The organism is Corynebacterium sp. LaCa_70 (genome assembly GCF_058182015.1).
On the sequence record NZ_CP190914.1, the window covers coordinates 2131007 to 2151483 of the forward strand.

Genomic DNA, 20477 nt, shown 5'->3' on the forward strand with positions numbered 1-20477 from the left:
GAGACATTACTACCGAGCATCAAAGCGCGGAATCTTGCCTTGCTCAATCGCTTCCGCGAAGTAGTCAATTTGAGCATGCTCCAGCTTTAGACCTAGTTTGTTCATCAATGCTTGTAGCTTCGTCTTGATCTCGCTTCGTGGCTTTCCATTCATTTGCCGTGCGAGTCTTTCGAGCTCTTTGTTCCAGCTCTTTGCTTCTTCTGCCGGCTTGGCCTTCGCCAATTTCTCGATCGCATTCTTGTCTAACTGAAAACTCACTTCTCATCCTCTCCAAGTCCTCCCGCATACCTTGGCGCGAACTTTTCCATCTGTTCGTACACCAACTGGGTGGCTTCTTTTTGTCGGTCTGGTGGATACCCGTATTTACGCAACAGCAACTTAATGGTGCGGCGCAGCTTGGCTTTGACGTCGTCGCGGACGGTCCAGTCGGTGCGGGTGTCACGACGCATGGTGGCAACCAAGTCACGGGCGATGTCGGCAAGCACGGAATCACCGAGCACATCGACGGCAGATTCGTTCTGCGACACTACATCGAAAAAGGTCAGTTCATCGTTGTTCAATGCAGGAGCAAACTTCTCGCCACGACGTGATTCCTCAACCACTTCCTTCGATAGCTTCACTAGCTCAGCGATCACTTCAGCAGCAGTGAGCTGCTGGTTGGTGTATCGCGTCATCACCTCTCGGATACGTTCCGAAAATAGTTGGCTGCGCAGTTCGTTATTTCCGGTTGCGTCACGTACTCCCTGTTGGAGCTTCGCTCTCAGCGCCTCGATCGCAATTTCAATGTTGGACTTGACGTTCTTTTCGCTGAAACCTTGGCTAGCAAGCTCCTGCAGGTTCGGCACATCCTGTCCAATTTCCGCGTAGATGTCCAACACCTCACGGCTTTCAGCAGCATCGACGACGAGCTGGCCTAAGATACGTCGCGCGGTATCGGAAATCGGTTCACCGCGACTTGCTCTGTCCGCCGCTTCTATCTTGATCAGCCACTGGCGCGCCTCAAGGTAGAACTCGACTTCCGATCGAATCTCATCAGCGCCGTCAGCGGTCACGGCAATCGCCCAGGATCGCGCAAGCGCGCTAGAAAGTTCTCGGAACTTCTTCGCCACCGGTCGCGCCATGGGGTCTTCTGGGTCAGTGTTCCCTAGTGTCTGCGGCGAACGTAAGAATCCCACCACCGTTGCCAGTGCCCCGCGCACGTCACTGCTTTGCAGCTTTGCGCGCCAATCTACCGTCACCAGTTCGTGGATGTGCCCCAGGAACTGCTGCGCGATGGCCAGCGTCTCCGCGGCATGCTGGCCGATAACCTTCTCACCGGATTTCTCTGCATCGACGGTGAACACATCGAGCGCTTCCGTCAGGTTATCGGTCAGGGGCGCGTATGCGATGAGCAGACCATCTTGCTTGCCTCGGAAGGTTCGGTTCACGCGCGCAATAGTCTGCATGAGCAATGCACCGCGCAATGGTCGGTCAATGAACAACGTGTGCAGCGGTGGCGCGTCGAAGCCGGTGAGCATCATGTCTTTCACGATGATGATTTCCAGCTCGTCGTCTGGATTCTTCACACGTTCTTTGACAGCCTTAATAGCGCTCGGCCGACGCATATGCTTCTTGATCTCCGCGGTGTCCGAGGGATTCGCGGAGTACACAACTTTGATCTTGCCCTTATCGTCAGCATCGCTATGCCAATCAGGGTGCTTCGCGATGATCTTATCGTAAATCTTCATTGCGATACTACGAGTAGATGCGACAATCATGGCCTTGCCTGGGAATCCAATGAAGTCCTGCATGACGGTCTTGCGGTCTTCCCACCGCAGCAGTAGGTCGTCGACAAGCGTGTCCAAGCGATCGTCGGCACCATACATGGCTTCGAGAGCAGCAGTGGTGCGCTGGATTCGGGCACGCTCAGACTCGCTGAGGCCTTCGAGTGCCTCATCAGCGGTAGCGTCGATGTACTCATCGGTGATGCCTTGGACCCGGGCCAGCGGGATTAGCCGTGGCTCGAAGTAAACGGGCACGGTCGCGCCATCGTCGACTGCGCGCTGCAGGTCATACACATCAATGTCATCGCCGAATACTTTCCTAGTATCGCGGTCCAATTCAGAAATCGGCGTGCCGGTGAAGGCAATCATGGTCGCGTTAGGCAGCGCTGAGCGCAAGTGTGCGGCATATCCGTCACGGTTTGCCCCGAAGCCGTAATGCGACCTATGGGCTTCATCAGCAATGACAATGATGTTGTGTCGCTGCGACAGCACCGGGTGCTTGGCGTGGGCATTACGCTCGTCCGCGGTCAGGCCGAACTTCTGCAAGGTGGTGAAGTAAATACCGCCCGAGGTGCGTGTGGCCAACGCGGTGCGCAAGTCGTCGCGGCCCTCAATCTGGCGGGGTTTTTCCGGCAACAGGGTGCTGGCGAGGAAGGTGCTGTAGAGCTGACCGTCTAGTTCCGTGCGGTCGTTAATCACGATGATGGTCGGGCTTTCCAGCTCCGGGGCGCGCATCACTTTGGCTGTGTACATTTCCATTTCCATGGACTTGCCTGAGCCCTGGGTGTGCCAGACGACGCCAGCCCTGCCGTCGCTTCGCACAGCCTGAATGGTGGTGCCGGCAGCCTTGGTCACAGCAAAGTACTGGTGCGGCTTCGCAATACGCATGTACAGACCGCGCTCGGTGTCATCAAACGCTGTGTATTCGCGCATGAGCTGCAGGAATCGGACCTGGTTGAATACACCCCAGATCACGTTTTCCAGCCCGAGCGGGATCTCACCGGAGCTATCCGGCTGGTCCATCTTGATTGGCTTGCCGTCGTCATCCACGTTCCACGGCGACATTTGGTTCAGCGGGGTAAACGGGGTGCCGTAGCGCGCGTCAATGCCATCGCTTGCCACCACGACGTTGGCAAAGCGGAATGCCATGGGGAACTCGTGGACATAGGTCTGTAGCTGGTTGAATGCTTCTTCAGCAGTGGATTTACCAGAGGGTTTCTTCAGCTCAAAGAATGCAACCGGCAAACCGTTGATGTAGGCCACTACGTCGAAACGACGCTCATATTCCACGTTGCGGATGATGATCTGGTTGACCACTTTATAGTCGTTTTTATCCACATTGGACGACACAAAATAAATCGTCGGATTCTGACGCTGCCCGTCGAGGTCGTAGTACTCAATGCCTGTGTATCCGCGCACGAGGATCTCATGGATCCGCATGTTTTCTGCAATGGGGTCCTGCGACTTTGGCGTGAGCAGCTCGCCGATGGCCTGCTGCAGGAATTCCTCGGGGACTTCCGGGTTCAGCTTGGAGACAGCCTCATTCAGCGTTTGCCGGAGGACTATTTCTTTCCAGTTTTGGCGCTCACCAGAACCCGGCGCGACCGCAGTGCCGTGGAGTGGCTGCCAGTCGTTATCACCCAGCTTGTCCAAAGCCAGGTGCTCTAGCATGTCTTCGCTATACATCGCTGTCTTCTTCCTCCTACTGTTTTTGCTTTACGACGCCCACGTCCCAAACTGCTTCCTCTGCCTCGGCGACGGTAATCTTCCCGTTCATGAGCAGTGGAAGAAGTTCATCGCGGGTGCGGGCGAGGGCTTGGTTTTCTTTCTGTGCTTTGAGCACACGTTTCATTAACGGAGCAACCAGCGAGTTGAACTTTTCCAACTCAGTTTCAGCGCATGCTTGAAATGGAAGCTTCTTAAAAGTTCCACGTGAAAGCTCCAAGAATGTCGCACCGTTTGCCCAGGCGATAAACTCAGAAGTTCTCTGTTTCAGTTGAAAGTACAGCCAATATCTATAAGCCTCTTGAGGAACGAGGTTGATGAAGCCTTGATTGGTTGTAGTAGGAGCATCAATGAATGCCACATGCCCAATCGTTGCTCGCGAAGTCATCAAGATTGAACCTTCAGGATGGAGCGAACCTGAGCTTTTCGATAATCCCTCCTCAGTAATTGAACGTGCAGTTCCGCATAACCAAGGACCTTTTAATGCTGTGATATCTGTTGGAGTCGCCCACCTGATTTCGCCATCCCAAAAATCAGGATTCTTTGTGGATGGCGTTCCGCCACCGTAAATTCCGGCAACATCAGCGAAAGTCAGCGACGATTCCGATTTTTCCGTGCTTCGGTAAAAGGTCATTGCCAACTGCTCAGACAGCTGAATAACCCGCTGATTCGCTGCAATCTTGTCATCCAAGGCGCCGAGGACATCGGCAATTGAATTTTGCTCCTGAAGTGACGGAATACGAACGATGAGATCTTCTGCATCACGTCTGTTGAGACCCGGCACTGCACTATCATTGTTCATTGATTGGAATGGCAACGTTGATAGTAGATAGTAGGCGAATCGAAGATTTACCCCATCACGCTCTTCCACAAAGAACGCGGTGTCAGTAGGCCAAACTGGTGCACCACAGTAAGTTAACTTTCCAATCGTACCCTTGCGACCTACAACGACCGAAGGGACAGTGGTTAGCGCTTCACAATGGGAACCTGCGACTCCTGCCGATGTAACAACATCGTATTCCCCGGTCTGAGTTCTCTTAGACTCTGGCAGGTTTCGCCCGTATTTAAATGGCAAGACATCTCCAAGTTTCATTGCTTCCCAGCTCACTTCAACCTCCCCAGTTGCTCGCGCACGACTGCATCCAAACGTGCAGACTCATCCAACGCAGCAGTCAGTTCTGCAGTTAGACGTGCAATCTTTTCGTCGATAGGCTCAGCATCTTCTTCGGCCTCAGGCATACCCACGTAGCGGCCAGGTGTTAGCGCATAGCCAGTTTCGCGGATCTCCTCAATCGTCGCGGACTTACAGAAGCCCGCCTCGTCCTCGTATTCCCCATCCGCGGACCTACGTCCACGCCAGGTTCGGAACGCGTTAGCAATCTTGGCGATGTCCTCATCACTAAACGCCCGCTCCGTGCGGTCGATCATGTGGCCCAGCTGGCGGGCGTCGATAAGCAACACCTCACCACGGCGATCAACACTGCCACCAACACCCGCCGACTTATCCTTAGCAAAGAACCACACGCACACCGGAATACCCGTGCCACGGAACAACTGCGCCGGCAGCGCAATCACACACGAAACAATGTCATCTTCCACCATGTTCTTGCGGATCTCGCCCTCACCAGAGCTTTGCGACGTCATGGTGCCATTCGCCATCACAACACCAGCTTCGCCGTGATCCTTCAGCTTCGAAATGATGTGCTGCATCCACGCAAAGTTCGCGTTCTTCGCCGGAGGCACACCGTACTTCCAACGGGCGTCCTCCTCATTGCGAATCCAATCCTTAATGTTGAACGGCGGATTAGCCATGATGTAGTCCATCTTGGTGCCCGCATGAATATCGCGAGCAAACGTATCGCCCCAACGCTCGCCCAAACCGGACGAACGAATGGCGTGAATAGCCAGGTTCATCTTGCCCATCCGCCAGGTACGCTCATTGAGTTCCTGACCATAGACGGCAATTGCGCTGCGGTCACGCTTGGTGGCCTCCAAGAACTTTTCCGCCTGCACAAACATGCCACCCGAACCACAGCATGGGTCATACACACGCCCCTCAGTCGGCTCAAGGATTTCTACCAACGTCCGCACGACCGGCTGCGGGGTATAAAACTCGCCGCCCCTCTTACCTTCGGCCTTGGCGAACTTATCCAGAAAGTACTCGTAGACCTCCCCTAGCAGGTCGCGGGCCTTCTTATCCTTAGTGCTGGCGAAGTACGTAGAGCTAAACAGATCAAACAATTCACCGAGACGGCGCTGGTCGATATTGTCCTTACCATAAATCTGCGGCAGCGTGCCCATCAGCGATTCGTTATCCGCCATGAGCTGCTGCATAGCCTCATCGATCAACTTGCCGATGGACTTATGTTTTCCTTCCAGCTCCTTGCCCTTAGAGTTCTTTTTCAAGAACTCCCAGCGCGCCATAGGAGCGACCCAAAAAACATTCTCGCTGGTGTACGCGTCAACATCACCAAGATCTTCCATGATGTCTTCCTCATCGAAGCCTTGGCCTTCTAGCTCCGCACGGATTTCCTTCTGACGTTCCTCAAAGGAATCCGATACATACTTCAAAAACACCAGCCCCAGAACAACATCCTTGTACTGCGACGCATCCATAGAACCGCGAAGCTTATCCGCGGACTTCCACAATGTGTCCTTAATTTCCTTAGAGGTGGAAGGGACCTGCGCCACTTCCTTCTTCTTCCGTACCATTTTCTTTCCTCACTGCTCTTTTCTTTTCGCTATTTTCTAGTTTCGTTGAAGCACTGAGCTTCATACAGTTATCGCGTGAGCTAACCAGGCGCCGCTCTAATAGCGCCGCTGACCAGTGCCTCTCCCAGCTCCGATTGGAAACTGTCGAGCCGATCTAGTTGAGTCTGAAGTTCCTGCCGCTTCGCATTGACCTCCACTAGAGCCGATTCAAAGGCAACCGCGTCCTGCCGATCCACAACCGGCACCAACCACGATTCCTTCTTCTTCGTCTTCACCTTGCGGAGCTGCTGCGCCAACAAATGCGGAGATGTCACCCTCTTCAGCAGTTCTTTCGTCCGTCCCTGAGTCTGCTTGCACCTCAAAACCTGCACTGGCGCCTCAACGAGCGCACCGCCAGAAGACTCCACGAACACATGCGGGCTACCATCAAAGGCAAACAAAACATCGCCCGGCTCGGTCAAATGAGCATTCCGAAGCTTGAATTCCAACTCCAGCAAATCCACTTTTCGCTCACCGACCTGTACAAACCCTAACAATTCACTTCGCCCAATCACCGGCACAGTGCCATCAGGATTGGCTACATTAATATCGGCAAGCTTGAACCCCGACAACAACTTCACCACCGCTTCGGGCCCGTTCGTCGCCTGCGCCCAGTTGACCAGTTGCTTCCGTCGCGGAGCATACGGATTTCCCGCTTGAGCAAAAGACGCGTTATTGAAAGGAGTAATGCCTATCGATGACGCGCTCTCACGCAACTGTGTCATTGACACGGCTTCACTAATCGACACTTGCCGTTCCAATGTCGGCATCAAAGAATCACGCGTCCGCGCGATACGCTGCGGGATGACCTCAGCTTTATGGAAGGTATGCGACCTCGGATTTACCCGGTTATCTACAGCTGCTAATACATCTCGGACTAGATGACGAACTGAATCTGGGGCTAAATCCATCACCGCATAATCCGCAAGAACAACCACGTCATTAGCGGTTTCGGCATTGACACTATTCCGCAGAGCCCACAACGCAAGTTGCTTTTGCCCCAAATGCCGAGTCCATCCTTTAGGTAGCAGCGCGGCAAAACGAAGTAAAGTTTGCAAGCTGGTTCGACTCGGCCACAGGCAGTTCTTTCGCTCGGTGTTTAGGTACTCCGATTGAGAAGAAATGAGCAAATCAGCCGGCCCCACTACCAATACGCATCCACGCTGGTCAATACCGGTCACAGCGAGATCCACTTGATTGAAAAACTCTTCAGAGTTATCGGCCGTAGCGGACAACCATCGCATTAACACTACGGCGGAAGGATCCCATTCGTCAGTGTCCACCTCTACCGGAATGCCCAGCCCAATGCTCAAACACATTTCCGGGCTGAATCGGGAATACTGCAGAGCTAAACGGGAAGGTACAGGCATTGCGCCAGAAACTCGTTGAGCCCACGTATCACCGCCAGCACCTAAGGCCACAATTTCTCGGCTGCCCTCGTCAATGCTTAACATCTGTGCAATTTCTGATCCCACGGCATCGAGGCACAGCTCAGCACCAGTAATCATGCCTTCGGCAGATGCGTTACGACGATGCTCGATTATCTTCTGCAAGACTTTGACCGCGGAGAAACCTGCCTCTGCCAATTCATTAGCGATAGCGACCGCCACATCTAATTCATCATTGAGGACTGACTCCGGAACAAGCGGTTCTAAGAACAAACGATCATAAACAAGCTGAGGGGTCACTTCTTCCCCAGTTAAAGCATGCACTGCCAATGCTGCCCACACCGCTGGGTGATGAACAGCATCCAAGAAGAGATCGCTATGAAAGGCCGCATCCTCGACAGCTTCTGCATTATTACCGTGATCCGTGTCAATAAGCCACCGCGCTACTTCACGAGCATCAAATTTCATCGAAGGATCTGTTTCTACAGGCTGCGGAAAAGGAGTCGCAGAGGTAGAAGGAAAACGCGTCTGCCATTGCGTAACAGCCGGACGTTTTACTTCTGCTAAGTTCGCTATCCCTTGCATAGAGATCAACAGTGCGCTCATCTTCACTTACCTCACTTTCAGCGCTCATGCCGTGATTGCTCCAACTATCAAAACTGATAATAGAGAACTTTAATCAGCATTCTTTATATGATTCTGTTAAGTACCCTTAACGAACATATAACGATGATCGTGCGCAGAGTTGTATGCAACATTCCTGCTTGAGGATGGCTCAAGTACTCCGCCCTTTTTGAAACTCCCCCAGCTTGAAAACGTAATCAACAGCAAAGCAGCCGAAGACTACCGCCTGCATACCATCACCACTGCCTCATCAGGCAGTAAAGGCCTAATGGGTGGCGATCGCATCCAAGCGAGTATCAAACTGACTACTTGCTAGCTGGCGATCCGCATGAGTGATCAGGCTTAAGATGTCGTCGGCATAATAACCAGTCGTGCCTCGAGTACCGATAACTTTTCCACGCAAAATGTCCGCAGCCTGCAAATCTTCAAGCGATCGGCGTGCGTTGGACCAGGTCACACCGTACAACCGCTCTAGCGTCTTAGCTGTCACAATCGGATGCGCAGCAAGACCTGTGAGCAGTTTGAAATCTATCGAATCTGCACGCAGCGCACGGGTTTTACCTTGGCTTTTCCGGTAATCGTCTAAGCGTTGCTCCCAATCCTGCTGGATCTCTAATAACTGATCAGCCAGTAAATTCGCCTGTGCGACGGCTTCCTGCGCGGCATCAAAAAAAGGTATCGAGCCAACGAGGAACATCACCTTGACGAAACGCCGTAAGCCCTTCGACATAGCGTTTGGACCACGTGCCCAAAATTAAACTAATGGGCAGAATTGTTTGATGCGTTAACCCACGACGCAATAGAGTCCCATGGATCAAGGCACGACCAACACGGCCGTTTCCATCCGCGAACGGATGAATAGTTTCAAACTGGGCATGAATAATTGCAGCCTGGGTCAAAGCTCCAAGTGCGGCACCATTAAAGTACCGGCAGAAATCGGCCATTAAGGTGGGAACTTCTTCAGGCGGTGGCGGAACAAATTCGGCCCCAATGGGTGTTCGACCAGATCCGCCAATCCAGTTTTGAATCTTTCGTATCCCTACAGGAACCGTTGGATGCGCGCCAAGAAGCTCAGATTGCAGCTGCCCAAGATGCTCTGGGGTAATTTCTGGTGTAGTAGCAAAGGAATTTTCTACGGAACGAAGCACTTGTAGGTTTCTCGCCGCCCTAAAGCAATAATGCTTCTCTCGATTTCCGCAGCTTTTTGCGCCAATTCCGCAGGAATAACGAGACTGGCATCTGAAAGCGTGTCGGGGATGTAGGCCTCATAGCTGCCGCCTTGTCTATCTCTTCGAGAAATGCCACTACCATCAGCCGGTATCCAATTAGGCGTGCCCCATTGAGGCATGTTTAACGCCTTTCCATTACCCAAAGCCTATTTCATGATTGTTTAACAGCTATCCAAACATGATCGCACGCCGGTTAGGCCACCCCGTGAGCAATTTTTGTAGCCTAAGGCCGCAAACCCGCGGACTTGACTAATTAGATAGGAAGCCCCCATTCGCACACGGAGCAACAAAATCACTGCAGAATAAGAACTTAAGTAGTGGAGCCATCTAAGGGAATCGAACCCTTGACCTGCTCTTTACGAGGGAGCTGCTCTACCGACTGAGCTAAGATGGCACGTTGCTTGTGTGGATTCGTGAAAGATTCCCGCATAGCAGGTTTCATGCACAATCACAGCAACACTGGCATTCTAGCCGATAGACGCCGTCAATGAAAAACGGCAGGACTAAGACCGCCACACCAGCGAGGCTGCAACAGCTAGTGCACCCGGTATGCGCAGCGTAAACGTCCCACCAGTCCGTCGAAAGCAATCTGCGGCGAGACGTTAAAGCCTAAAAGCTCACGGTAATGACTAATGGCATCCTGGCATTCCACAAGCCCATCTTCGTCCAGGTGCTCTGCAAGCTCCGAGGCCAGCGGCTCGAAATCCGGGTGCGTGAGATCCACCTCTGCGCCCAGCTTCACCATCAGCGCATCCCGGTAGATCCCAGCCAGATCAACCAAGGCCAGATCCAATACATCCCGCAAACGCCTGGTCTGTCGCTTTTTCTGCTGTTTTTCCAATTCGCGCAAGTCACCGGCACCACCAGAAACAGACTTCTGTGTGCCTTTCCCTTTCGCCCCCATGCCTAAGGCGTTGCGCAGGCGTTCTTTTTCCGCCTCATCCGCCTCGGCGTAGCTTTCTTTCGCTTCTTTTTCTACAGCTTTGACCAGCTGGCCGACGGCCTGGAAGCCACCGGATTCGTGGAAGATAGCTTCCGCAAGGTTGATGGCCTGCGCACGCCGCTGCTGGATCACCGGTGTATTAACCAACTTTCGGGCGCGGCCAACATGGCGCAACGAAGTATGCGCTGCCAACCGGGCGTGATTTTCACTCGCGCCTTCGTCGACAAGCATCTGCACAATAGTGTCCACCGGTAACGCCGGCACGTACAAGTGGCGGCAGCGGGATCGTAGCGTCTGCGGGAAGTCTTCGGGATCAGTCGACGGTGCGCACAAGATGATCACGGTGTGCGCGGGCGGTTCCTCGATGGTTTTCAGCAATGCATTGGCGGCACCGTCAGTAAGCCGGTCCGCATCTTCGAAAATCACCACGCGCCAGGACCCTACGGTGGGGCGCTTGGCAGCAGAAGAGACAACGTTATCGCGCACGAAATCCACACCGATGGATAATTCCTGCGGCACCACATGAACGACGTCGGTGTGCTTGCCCGTCATCGCTGTACGACAGGCTTGACATTCGCCACAGCCATAGGCACCCGGGGTTTCACAGAGCAGCGCAGCCGCAAAGTTCAACGCGGTGGTTGAGCGTCCAGCGCCCGGCGGGCCGGTAAATAGCCAGGCATGGGACATCGCATGAGCCCCGGCTTGGGCTTGGGCTTGTGCCTGTGCTGATGCGTCGGCAAGCGCATTCTCTGTGCCGCCCCGTCGCTGAATCTCGGCGGTCTGCGCGGCTGCACGGGCAGCAGCCATGATGGTTTTCTGCACGCGGGGGTGGTCCCGTAGGCGGTCTGCGATGGTGACCGCAGGTCCAGAATCTGTGCCATTTGTGACAGATGTTGCAGGTGTTGCGGCTGCAGGTGTGTCGGCGGTTGCCGAAGCGGCTCGCGTATAATTCACGCCACTAGTCTAGCCGGGTATTCGACAGTTATTGTAGTTAGTTATGAACAGATTTCTGCGTGGCATCAAGTGGCTGTGGGGCACCTCATGGCCGCTGTTTGCTACCGCAGTACTCGGTGCGAACATCACCGGCGCCATCGCGGTGATGCTGTTCGTGAGGTTCTTCATCCCCATGCCGGAGATCGAGGATTTCACGCAAGCAATCCCCAACCTGTTGTCCATTGGCATCGCATATTTAGTATTCGCGATAGTCGTCGGCATGGGCGCGACCTATTTGCTGTTCCGGCCCGTTCTGGATTGGCAGCGGCGCCCAGAACAGCACGATCGCAATATGGTCCGTTACCTGGTCATGCGCATACCGGTCTACCAGGCTGGGGTGGCGGCGTTTGTGTGGATAATCGGCATTTTGGTGGCCACAATCCTTACCGGCAATTATGCGGCGCGTTTGGGGCTGGTGGTCGCAGTGGCGACGTCCCTAACCGGAATGATCACCATCCTGATCACCTACCTACAAGCTGAGCGCCTGGTCCGCCCCGTTGCAGCCGAAGCCCTCGCCCGCCGTTTCGAAGATTCCACCCTGGAACCACCCATCAAGGTGCGTCTGTTGACCACCTGGGTCATGACCACCGGCGTGCCGATCCTGGGCATTGTTCTGCTGCTATTCGCCCACCAGGCGGATTATTTCACTGATAACGCAGCCGATTTGATCCCGCCTGTACTGCTCATGGCGGCCACCGGCATCGTCACCGGCCTGACCGGCACCATGTTCGCGATGATGAGCGTGATCGATCCGATCAAAGAACTACAAGACGCCATCAACCGCGTGCGTCGTGGCGAATCCAATGTGGCTGTCGATATTTACGACGGCTCCGAGATGGGCGTGCTGCAAGCGGGTTTCAACGAAATGATGAAAGGCCTGCGTGAGCGTGAGCGGGTGCGCGATATTTTCGGCCGCTACGTGGGCACGGAAGTTGCTACCAAGGCCTTAGAGGAACGCCCAGAGCTCGGTGGAGAAGATCGCGAAGTCGCGGTGCTGTTCGTCGACGTGATCGGCTCAACGACGTTTGCTGTTAGCCACACTCCGGAAGAAGTCGTCGATGAGCTCAACCAATTTTTCGAGCGCGTCGTGGAGTGTGTGCACCGTAACCGGGGAATCATCAACAAATTCCAGGGCGATGCCGCACTCGCCGTATTCGGTGCGCCACTGCAGCTCACGGACGCGAATTCGCTTGCCCTGCAGGCCGCCCGCGAACTGCGCGATGAGCTGAAAGGCCTGGAACTGCATGCGGGAATCGGCGTGGCCGCCGGACACGTCGTCGCCGGACACATCGGTGGTTCGGACCGTTTCGAATACACCGTCATCGGCGACGCCGTAAACCAGGCCGCGCGCCTGACAGAATTAGCCAAAGATACCCCCGGCCAAATTCTCACCAACGCCGCCACCTTGCGCGGAGCCAACGAAGTAGAACAAGCTCGCTGGACATTCCTGAAATCCATCGAGCTGCGCGGGCGAGGCGAGATGACGCAACTGGCTCGTCCTGTGCGCGCGACGTTAGCGGATCGTTCCTAGCGGCGTTGTGTTTGTCGGGGCCGCGCCCGCCGCCCGTCTGAGCCAATACTGGTTTTGCTAACCTACCCTTAGCGCTTGGATGGCGCCGAAATACTCAACTCTGAAGTACCCACGCTGGGAGCCTTTATGCAGAATCACCCTGCACCACACCCGCAAACAAGCAGCGCACTGCCGGAACACCCTGCACCGCAGAACCCGCCATCGCCTACCCCACGCATGATCGCCCCCGATTTCGCCCGCGGCATCGCGTTGCTCGGTATCGCACTGGCAAACATACAAACGGCATGGATCATCGACAACCCAAGCCAGCAGGCTGAGCACGCCACACCGTCGTATTTCGGCGGCTACGTCGACGGATCGCTACTGGATGCCATCGCCACGATTTTCTCTGCGATGTTTGTGCACGTGCGTGGCCTACCTATGTTTTCCACGCTGCTCGGTTTCGGCATTGGTTTGATCACCATCAGCTTGTGGAAGAAATCCTTCCCCCTTCCCCGCGCCCGGCACATTATTCTCCGCCGGTACTTCTTCCTGGCGCTATTCGGGCTAGCCCACATCGTGTTCTTGTTTTTCGGCGACATCATGTTCTCTTACGGCGTCATGGGTTTGATAGTTGCGACCATGCTGTCACTGCGCAACAAGACTTTAGGCTGGATCATTGGGGTGTTGTTTGCGCTCAATGCCTTGACTGGTATCGGTATTGCGCTGGCCAGCATGGGTTCTACGCTGGTCAACGTAGCAGGCCCGTCCAATTTTGCACTCGGGGAGGCCTCCGAGCCGACCGCCCATTACGGCGCGTATATTCTCGGGAACCTGTTTGTGGCAGTATTCGCACCATTTGAAGCGATTGTCGTCGCGTTCACGTTGCTTCCGGTGATTCTGTTGGGCTTTGTGTGGGCGCGCCGTGGTGTGCTTGCCGACGTAACTACGCATCGAAAAGAACTCGTAATCTGGGCCGTCATCGCTGCTCTGATATGTCTCGTCATCGGCTTGCCGTGGGGCCTGGCGGAACTAGGGATCATTAACCATGAGCTGGCCGATCCACTGATGACAGCAAATGTTTTTCTAGGGATTTTTACCGGTCCGGGCATCCTTGCTGCCATCGCGTTGGGCTGTAATGGCGTGCAAAAGAAGTATGCAGAGACCCAGCATGTGCCATTTCTGTTGCGCCCATTCATCGCCCTGGGTAAGCGCTCCATGTCGGGCTATGTCGCGCAATCGGTGTTCTTTGTGATTCTGGTGCTGCCATTCACGTTGAACCTGGTGGAAGGCCAGACCGTCACCGGGTTGATCGTCATCGCCTTCGCGGTCTGGTTGGCCACCCTGCTGCTTGCCTGGCTGTGGGAGGCATGTGGGTGGAACGGCCCCCTGGAAATCGTGCACCGGCGTCTCGGCTACGGGCCAGGCTCGCGCCCGCGCTTGGAGACTCAGCAGCAACAGCGCGCGGGCTTAGACGCAGAATCTCCTAGCTCTTAGGTCCGCCGTGAACCCGCCTTCACCACGTTTTTCGTTCCTGGTGAAGGCTTTTTTGCGGTCTTTTTCGCCGTCTTTTTGGCGGTAGACTTCGTAGCCTTTTTGGTCGTTTTCTTCGCCGTAGTTTTCTTCGCCGTAGTTTTCTTGGCAGCAGCCTTTTTCGCCGTCGTCTTTTTCGCAGCTTTCTTGGTGGTCTTTGTGCCCACCTCACCAGCGGCTTCTTTGGCGCGGCGCTCAGAAAGCAACTCGTTCGCCCGCGCATCCGTCATCGCTTCTGGCTTATCGCCCTTACGCAACGACGCATTTGTTTCACCGTCGGTGACGTATGGGCCAAACCGGCCGTCTTTCACCGTCATCGGTTTTCCGGAAACGTCGTTATCACCGAGCTTCTTCAACGGTGGCTGCGCAGCAGCACGCCCGCGCCGCTTCGGCTCAGCATAAATCCGACGCGCCTCATCCAAATCGATGGAGAATATCTGCTCTTCATCGGCCAATGAGCGCGAATCCGAGCCCTTCTTCAGGTACGGGCCATAACGGCCGTTTTGCGCGGTGATCATTTCTCCGTCTGCCGGATCCACGCCCACCTCGCGCGGCAGCGACAACAAGCGCAGTGCTTCTTCCAACGTGACTGATGCCGGCTCCATCGACTGGAATAGCGAGGCAGTAGCAGGTTTCAGCTTGGCTTCCACCAACTCGCTAATGCGCTTTTCTTTTTGCTTCTCCGCGGTTTTGGTGTCCCAGTTTTTCGCGCGCTTGCCTTCTTCTTTGCGCTGCGCGTCCTCGGCGGCGCGTTCTTCGCGGATAATCTCTTCGGCCTCAGCGGCAGCTTTTTCCTGCTCGTCGTCACGCACTTGCTCGGTGACGTACGGTCCGAAGCGGCCTTCCTTGGCGACGATCATCCGACCGTTGTCCGGGTTTTCGCCCAGCTCGCGCCCGCCCTGTGGCGTCGCGAAGAGCTTTTCTGCCATCTGCAGGTTCAGCTCATCCGGCGTCGTCGATTCCGACAGGTTCGCGCGCTGATATTCCGGCTCACCGTCGGCATCCGTTCCGATGCGGCGTTCCAGATAGGGTCCATACCGGCCCACGCGCACGACAACGGCACGGCCTTCCTCGTCGTCGAAAAGGTGCAACGAATTCACCGCACGCGCGTCGATCTTTTCCAGGTTGACGTCGATCAGCGATTTCAGCCCGCCGTGGCGCGCGATGGATTCCGCGGTGTTTTTGTCGTCCTCGCTGTCGGCCTCATTGCCGAAGTAGAAACCAGTCAACCACTCGGTGCGGTCTTGCTCGCCGGTCGCAATTTGGTCGAGCTCATCTTCCATCGACGAGGTAAAGTCGTAGTCCACCAGCGGAGCGAAGTTGTTTTCCAACAAACCAACCACTGCGAAAGCCACCCACGACGGCACCAGCGCATTTCCACGGGCATGCACGTAGCCACGGTCTTTGATGGTTTTGATGATCGAGGCATACGTCGACGGGCGGCCGATGCCTTGTTCTTCCATCTTTTTCACCAACGACGCTTCCGTGTAGCGCGCCGGTGGGTTCGTAGAATGGCCCTCTGCACTGAGCTTGTCGACGGACAGGCCATCGCCCTTATCCAGCTGCGGCAGGCGCTTTTCGCTGCTGTCAGCAGAATCATCATCGTAGGCACGCAGGAACCCGGGGAAGGTGATGGTGCGACCGTTCGCTTGGAATTCTGCTTGTTCACCGGTGGTGGCCGTACCCGCCATGGTGACCTTCATTGAAGTTCCCTTGGCATCGGCCATCTGCGAGGCGATGGTACGCTTCCAGATCAACTCGTAGAGCTTGAATTCCTCAGTATCCAGCTGATTATGCAGCGCACCAGGGGTCGCAAAAGATTCACCAGCCGGGCGGATCGCCTCGTGGGCTTCCTGCGAATTTTTCACTTTGCGGTCATAGCGACGCGGCGCATCCGCCACGAAATCGCTGCCATACAACTCCGTGGCCTGGTTACGCGCAGCAGACAAACCCTGCTGCGACAGCGAAGTCGAGTCGGTACGCATATAGGTGATGTGACCGTTTTCGTAGAGCCGCTGCGCGATACGCATGGTGCGCTCAGAGCTGTAGTGCAGCTTGCGGCCGGCCTCCTGTTGCAGCGTGGAGGTCATAAACGGCGCGTACGGGCGGCGGGTATACGGTTTGTGCTCGACCGCAGTAACGGTGAGTTTGGCCTTCTGCAAGCCGTCGGCAAGCTTGGTGGCCTGTTGCTTGTCGACGACGGTGGCCTGGCCTTTGAGCTGGCCACGGTCATCAAAATCGCGCCCCTGGGCCACGCGTAGCCCGTCGATGGTGGCAAGGCGGGCTGCAAACGTCGCGGGGTTTTCGGCAGAATCGACGCCACCGGTATTCAGGGTCGCAGAAAGATCCCAATAATCCGCGGAGATGAATGCCATGCGCTCGCGCTCGCGTTCGACGATCACGCGGGTGGCCACGGATTGCACACGGCCTGCCGACAGCCGCGGCATGACCTTTTTCCACAGCACCGGCGAGACTTCGTAGCCGTACAGGCGATCCAGGATACGGCGGGTTTCTTGTGCATCGATGAGGTCTTCGTCGAGCTCGCGGGTGTTATTCGCGGCTTCCAGGATGGCGGATTTGGTGATCTCGTTGAAGACCATGCGGCGCACCGGCACTTTCGGTTTCAGCACCTCCAACAGATGCCACGCGATGGCTTCACCTTCACGGTCCGGGTCTGTGGCCAGATACAGCTCGGAACAGTCCTTGAGCTTAGATTTCAGGTCCGTGACCTTTTTCTTTTTATCCGGACTGACCACATACAACGCACCGAAGCCGTTGTCGGTATCCACACCCAGCCGTGCCCACGGCTCTTTTTTATATTTCGCGGGAACGTCAGCGGCTCCGCGTGGCAGATCGCGAATATGCCCCACGGAGGCTTCGACCACGTAGTCATTGCCCAGGTAGGGTTGGATTTTTTTCGCCTTGGTTTGCGACTCGACGATAACGAGCGTCTTGCCTGCCACGGGATCACGTCTCTTTCGTGCTTATTTAGCGTGCGGAGTACTAGTGCGCTACTTCATTTACACAGTAATATATGGTGCTTCTGCACTAAAGCAAAAACCCAGCATGCCGTGTGGCAATGCTGGGTGAATGTTTTCGCTTAATGGCAGCTCAGGTAAGCGGCCAGCGAAATTGTTACAGGCTGACCGTATTACAGGCCAACAACCTGCTGCGCCTGTGGGCCCTTGGCGCCTTCGCCGATTTCGAATTCCACCTGCTGGTTTTCTTCCAGGCTACGGAAGCCGTTGCCCTGGATCTCGGAGTAGTGCACGAAGACATCCTTCGAGCCATCTTCCGGAGCGATGAAGCCGAAACCTTTTTCAGCGTTAAACCATTTAACGGTTCCTTTTGCCATGTTAAAACCTTTTCTTTTGGCGACGGATCTGCAAAGTGTCCGCGAATCTAACCTTGCTGCGAGCACTTCTCGAACTAACCTAGAAACCGCGTTCGTTGCTTAGTCTCGCACGATTTGGCCGCAGAAGATACTCTTACGCAATATATTCAGCAAAAACGGGTTATCCACACCCATAAAGGGGTAGAAATGGGCAGTATTAGCCAGTCGGATGCGGCTTTTGGCCACGAGCTTCTCGACGAACTCACCTCTCACTTCCCCAATTCCACCCTGACACACCACCGGGTGATCCCGGCGCGGGCTGCCCGCCATGCTGCTTGGCCGGACTGGGTCAGCCCACGATTGCGCGCGGCACTCGAAGAACGCGGCATCACGCAATTATTCAGTCACCAGGCCGCAGCTGCCGAGGCAATCCACGCTGGGCGCAATACTGTGATCGCCACAGGCACCTCGTCTGGAAAATCCTTGGGCTACCAGTTACCCGTGTTGTCGCGGTTGGGTACAGATCGCACGGCTTGTGCGTTGTATCTGACCCCGACGAAGGCGCTTGGCTCAGATCAGTTGTTGTCGGTGGAACGATTACTGCGGGCTGTAGATGATGCTGGCCTCGGCTGTGTTGCCTCAAGTGATGATGGATCTGATGCTGCTGCACTGCCGCACAGGTCGACGATCATCCCAGCACCGTATGACGGCGACACCCCTACCGAATCCCGATCCGGAATCCGCGAGGCTTCGCGGTTTATTTTCTCTAACCCGGATATGGTGCACGCGTCTTTGCTGGGTGCACACCAACGCTGGGCGCGGGTACTGCGGCATTTGGAATTCATCATCATCGACGAATGCCACACCTACCGTGGGGTTTTTGGCTCCCACGTTTCTTTGGTACTGCGCCGTTTGCTGCGATTATGTGCGCATTATGGTTCTGATCCGACAATCATTTGTGCTTCTGCGACCTCCGCGGACCCGGTAGCCCATGCCCAGCGACTGACCGGGCGCGCCATGCATGGCATCACCGCCGATGGATCCCCGCAGGGTGCACGCACCGTCGGGCTATGGGAGCCGGGTTTTCGCGATGATATAGAAGGCCAGAATGGCGCACCAGTTCGCAGAGCAGCATCAACGGAAGCCGCCGCGATCATGGCGCATCTGGTTGCTGCGGGTGCCCGCACCCTGACTTTTGTGCGGTCCCGCAGGCAAGCAGAGACCACCGCACTGCGCTGCGCTGAAGAGCTCAGTGCCCGCGGACGCATGGATTTCGCAGCCCGAATTGCATCTTATCGCGCAGGATATTTGGCTGAGGATCGCAGAAAATTAGAACGCGATCTGGACAACGGCACGCTGTTGGGCGTTGCCACGACATCCGCGCTTGAGCTCGGCATCGACGTGGGCGGACTTGATGCTGTGGTCGGAGCCGGATTCCCGGGTACGGTGGCCTCATTTTGGCAGCAGGCAGGCCGGGCGGGCCGGCGTGGACAAGGCTCTGTGGTGGTGCTGGTCGCCCGTGATGATCCGATGGATACCTACCTTGTGCACCATCCTCCTGCGCTGCTGGAACGCCCTATTGAAGCCAGCGTGTTTAACCCAGCGAATCCGTATGTCCTCGAAGGACATATTTATTGTGCTGCAGTGGAAAAACCTCTCACCTCCTTCGATATCGAACAGTGGCAGGCCCACGACGTCGTAGAGCGCTTGACGGAAAATGGGTTTTTGCGCGCCCGGGAACAAGGATGGTTTGCCGCCCCCTTGCCAGACGGTCCGCTGCGTCCAGACACAGCACACGCTGCTGTGGATATCCGCGGTGGTTCTGGCCAGCAAGTCATAATCGTGGATTCCTCCGATGGTCGTTTGCTGGGCACCGTGGATTCCGCGCGTGCTGCCAGTCAGTTGCACCCCGGAGCGGTGTATTTGCACCAAGGGGAAAGTTTTCTAATCGACGATCTCGATTTCGACGACTACATCGCTCTGGCCCGCCCAGCTCAGCCGGACTATTCCACGCAGGCTTTATCTGATACCCAGATCCGGATCCTGGCAGGCCCACCCGCGCAGCACGTGCGGCAACTCTCGCCTGATATGTCGGTGGCGTTGGTGGATGTGGAAGTCATCGACCAGGTGACCGGGTTCATGGTGCGGCTTCCCGACGGTTCCGTGGCGGAACAGGTGCCCCTGGATCTTCCCCGACAGCGCCTGTTTACCCAGGCAGCGGCCTATACCATCAGCCCGCGTGCACTCGCAGCTGCAGGAGTAGACGAAGCCGATATTCCGGGCAGTTTGCACGCAGCCGAACACGCCGCAATTGGGTTATTGCCGCTGTTGGCCACGTGTGATCGCTGGGATATCGGAGGGGTCTCTACCGCAGTGCATGTAGATACGCAGTTGCCGACGGTGTTTGTCTATGACGGCTACCCAGGCGGGGCTGGCTTTGCCGAGGAAGGTTTTCGCCGTTTCCGCGACTGGATTGCTGCGACCTTGCAGGCGGTCTCGTCCTGCGGTTGCGCTAGTGGCTGTCCGTCGTGCGTGCAATCACCGAAATGCGGCAATGGCAATGAGCCGCTCAATAAAACAGGAGCGATCAAAGTATTGCATGCATTGCTGGTATCGCTGGATGCGAGCACGGCTGAGCATGAGCAAGAAGGTGAGGAAAAGTAGCGAGCCCGCGGCGCACTCAC

Annotated in this window: 11 protein-coding genes, 1 tRNA gene and 1 pseudogene; 3 read left to right on the top strand and 10 right to left on the bottom strand. The window is 55.7% G+C overall.

Going from position 1 to position 20477, the window contains the following annotated elements:
- Window positions 1-9: 9 nt before the first annotated feature.
- From ACP8MI_RS09685 to ACP8MI_RS09720, 8 genes and pseudogenes are all read right to left on the bottom strand, one after another.
- Window positions 10-258, bottom strand: a complete 249-nt coding sequence (locus tag ACP8MI_RS09685; protein ID WP_018121122.1) for a hypothetical protein — start codon at window positions 256-258, stop codon at window positions 10-12.
- Window positions 255-3449: a type I restriction endonuclease subunit R gene (locus ACP8MI_RS09690; protein ID WP_490290663.1), complete on the bottom strand. Its 3195-nt coding sequence runs from the start codon at window positions 3447-3449 to the stop codon at window positions 255-257. Before ACP8MI_RS09690 ends, ACP8MI_RS09685 begins: the two co-directional genes overlap by 4 nt.
- Before the next feature lie 16 nt (window positions 3450-3465).
- Window positions 3466-4581: a restriction endonuclease subunit S gene (locus ACP8MI_RS09695; RefSeq protein ID WP_082150544.1), complete on the bottom strand. Its 1116-nt coding sequence runs from the start codon at window positions 4579-4581 to the stop codon at window positions 3466-3468.
- An 11-nt stretch (window positions 4582-4592) separates the two neighbouring features.
- Entirely contained in the window at window positions 4593-6200 is a 1608-nt protein-coding gene (locus ACP8MI_RS09700) for a class I SAM-dependent DNA methyltransferase (protein ID WP_049149216.1), read from the bottom strand.
- Window positions 6201-6280: 80 nt separating this feature from the next.
- Window positions 6281-8233 carry a hypothetical protein gene (locus ACP8MI_RS09705; protein ID WP_049149213.1) on the bottom strand — a complete coding sequence of 651 codons (1953 nt, stop codon included), beginning with the start codon at window positions 8231-8233 and terminating at the stop codon, window positions 6281-6283.
- Window positions 8234-8516: 283 nt separating this feature from the next.
- Window positions 8517-9599 (bottom strand): annotated as a pseudogene (locus ACP8MI_RS09710) (Fic family protein).
- Between the two features lie 199 nt (window positions 9600-9798).
- Window positions 9799-9874 (bottom strand) — tRNA-Thr (locus tag ACP8MI_RS09715).
- Between the two features lie 141 nt (window positions 9875-10015).
- Window positions 10016-11377 (bottom strand): DNA polymerase III subunit delta', encoded by a 1362-nt coding sequence (locus tag ACP8MI_RS09720; RefSeq protein WP_238635836.1) that lies wholly within the window; start codon window positions 11375-11377, stop codon window positions 10016-10018.
- A 43-nt stretch (window positions 11378-11420) separates the two neighbouring features.
- On the opposite strand from ACP8MI_RS09720, the gene ACP8MI_RS09725 reads away from it, so the two are divergent.
- Both ACP8MI_RS09725 and ACP8MI_RS09730 read left to right on the top strand, forming a co-directional pair.
- Window positions 11421-12947, top strand: a complete 1527-nt coding sequence (locus tag ACP8MI_RS09725) for an adenylate/guanylate cyclase domain-containing protein (protein WP_018121112.1) — start codon at window positions 11421-11423, stop codon at window positions 12945-12947.
- Window positions 12948-13073: 126 nt separating this feature from the next.
- Window positions 13074-14423 (top strand): DUF418 domain-containing protein, encoded by a 1350-nt coding sequence (locus ACP8MI_RS09730; protein WP_284585592.1) that lies wholly within the window; start codon window positions 13074-13076, stop codon window positions 14421-14423.
- Here ACP8MI_RS09730 and topA read toward each other — a convergent pair.
- Together topA and ACP8MI_RS09740 are read right to left on the bottom strand one after the other, a co-directional pair.
- Window positions 14420-17422 carry a type I DNA topoisomerase gene (gene topA, locus ACP8MI_RS09735; protein WP_284585591.1) on the bottom strand — a complete coding sequence of 1001 codons (3003 nt, stop codon included), beginning with the start codon at window positions 17420-17422 and terminating at the stop codon, window positions 14420-14422. The genes ACP8MI_RS09730 and topA overlap by 4 nt on opposite strands.
- Window positions 17423-17610: 188 nt before the next feature.
- Entirely contained in the window at window positions 17611-17814 is a 204-nt protein-coding gene (locus tag ACP8MI_RS09740; protein WP_018121109.1) for a cold-shock protein, read from the bottom strand.
- A gap of 186 nt (window positions 17815-18000) precedes the next feature.
- Between ACP8MI_RS09740 and ACP8MI_RS09745 the strand changes: the two genes are divergently transcribed.
- Window positions 18001-20457: a Zn-binding domain-containing protein gene (locus ACP8MI_RS09745; RefSeq protein WP_284572096.1), complete on the top strand. Its 2457-nt coding sequence runs from the start codon at window positions 18001-18003 to the stop codon at window positions 20455-20457.
- The last annotated feature ends 20 nt before the right edge of the window (window positions 20458-20477 follow it).

Coding starts and splice junctions, on each gene's coding strand:
- ACP8MI_RS09690 (WP_490290663.1), bottom strand. CDS start 3,449: ATGTATAGCGAAGACATGCTAGAGCACCTGGCTTTGGACAAGCTGGGT.
- ACP8MI_RS09695 (WP_082150544.1), bottom strand. CDS start 4,581: ATGAAACTTGGAGATGTCTTGCCATTTAAATACGGGCGAAACCTGCCA.
- ACP8MI_RS09700 (WP_049149216.1), bottom strand. CDS start 6,200: ATGGTACGGAAGAAGAAGGAAGTGGCGCAGGTCCCTTCCACCTCTAAG.
- ACP8MI_RS09705 (WP_049149213.1), bottom strand. CDS start 8,233: ATGAGCGCACTGTTGATCTCTATGCAAGGGATAGCGAACTTAGCAGAA.
- ACP8MI_RS09725 (WP_018121112.1), top strand. CDS start 11,421: ATGAACAGATTTCTGCGTGGCATCAAGTGGCTGTGGGGCACCTCATGG.
- ACP8MI_RS09730 (WP_284585592.1), top strand. CDS start 13,074: ATGCAGAATCACCCTGCACCACACCCGCAAACAAGCAGCGCACTGCCG.
- ACP8MI_RS09740 (WP_018121109.1), bottom strand. CDS start 17,814: ATGGCAAAAGGAACCGTTAAATGGTTTAACGCTGAAAAAGGTTTCGGC.
- ACP8MI_RS09745 (WP_284572096.1), top strand. CDS start 18,001: ATGGGCAGTATTAGCCAGTCGGATGCGGCTTTTGGCCACGAGCTTCTC.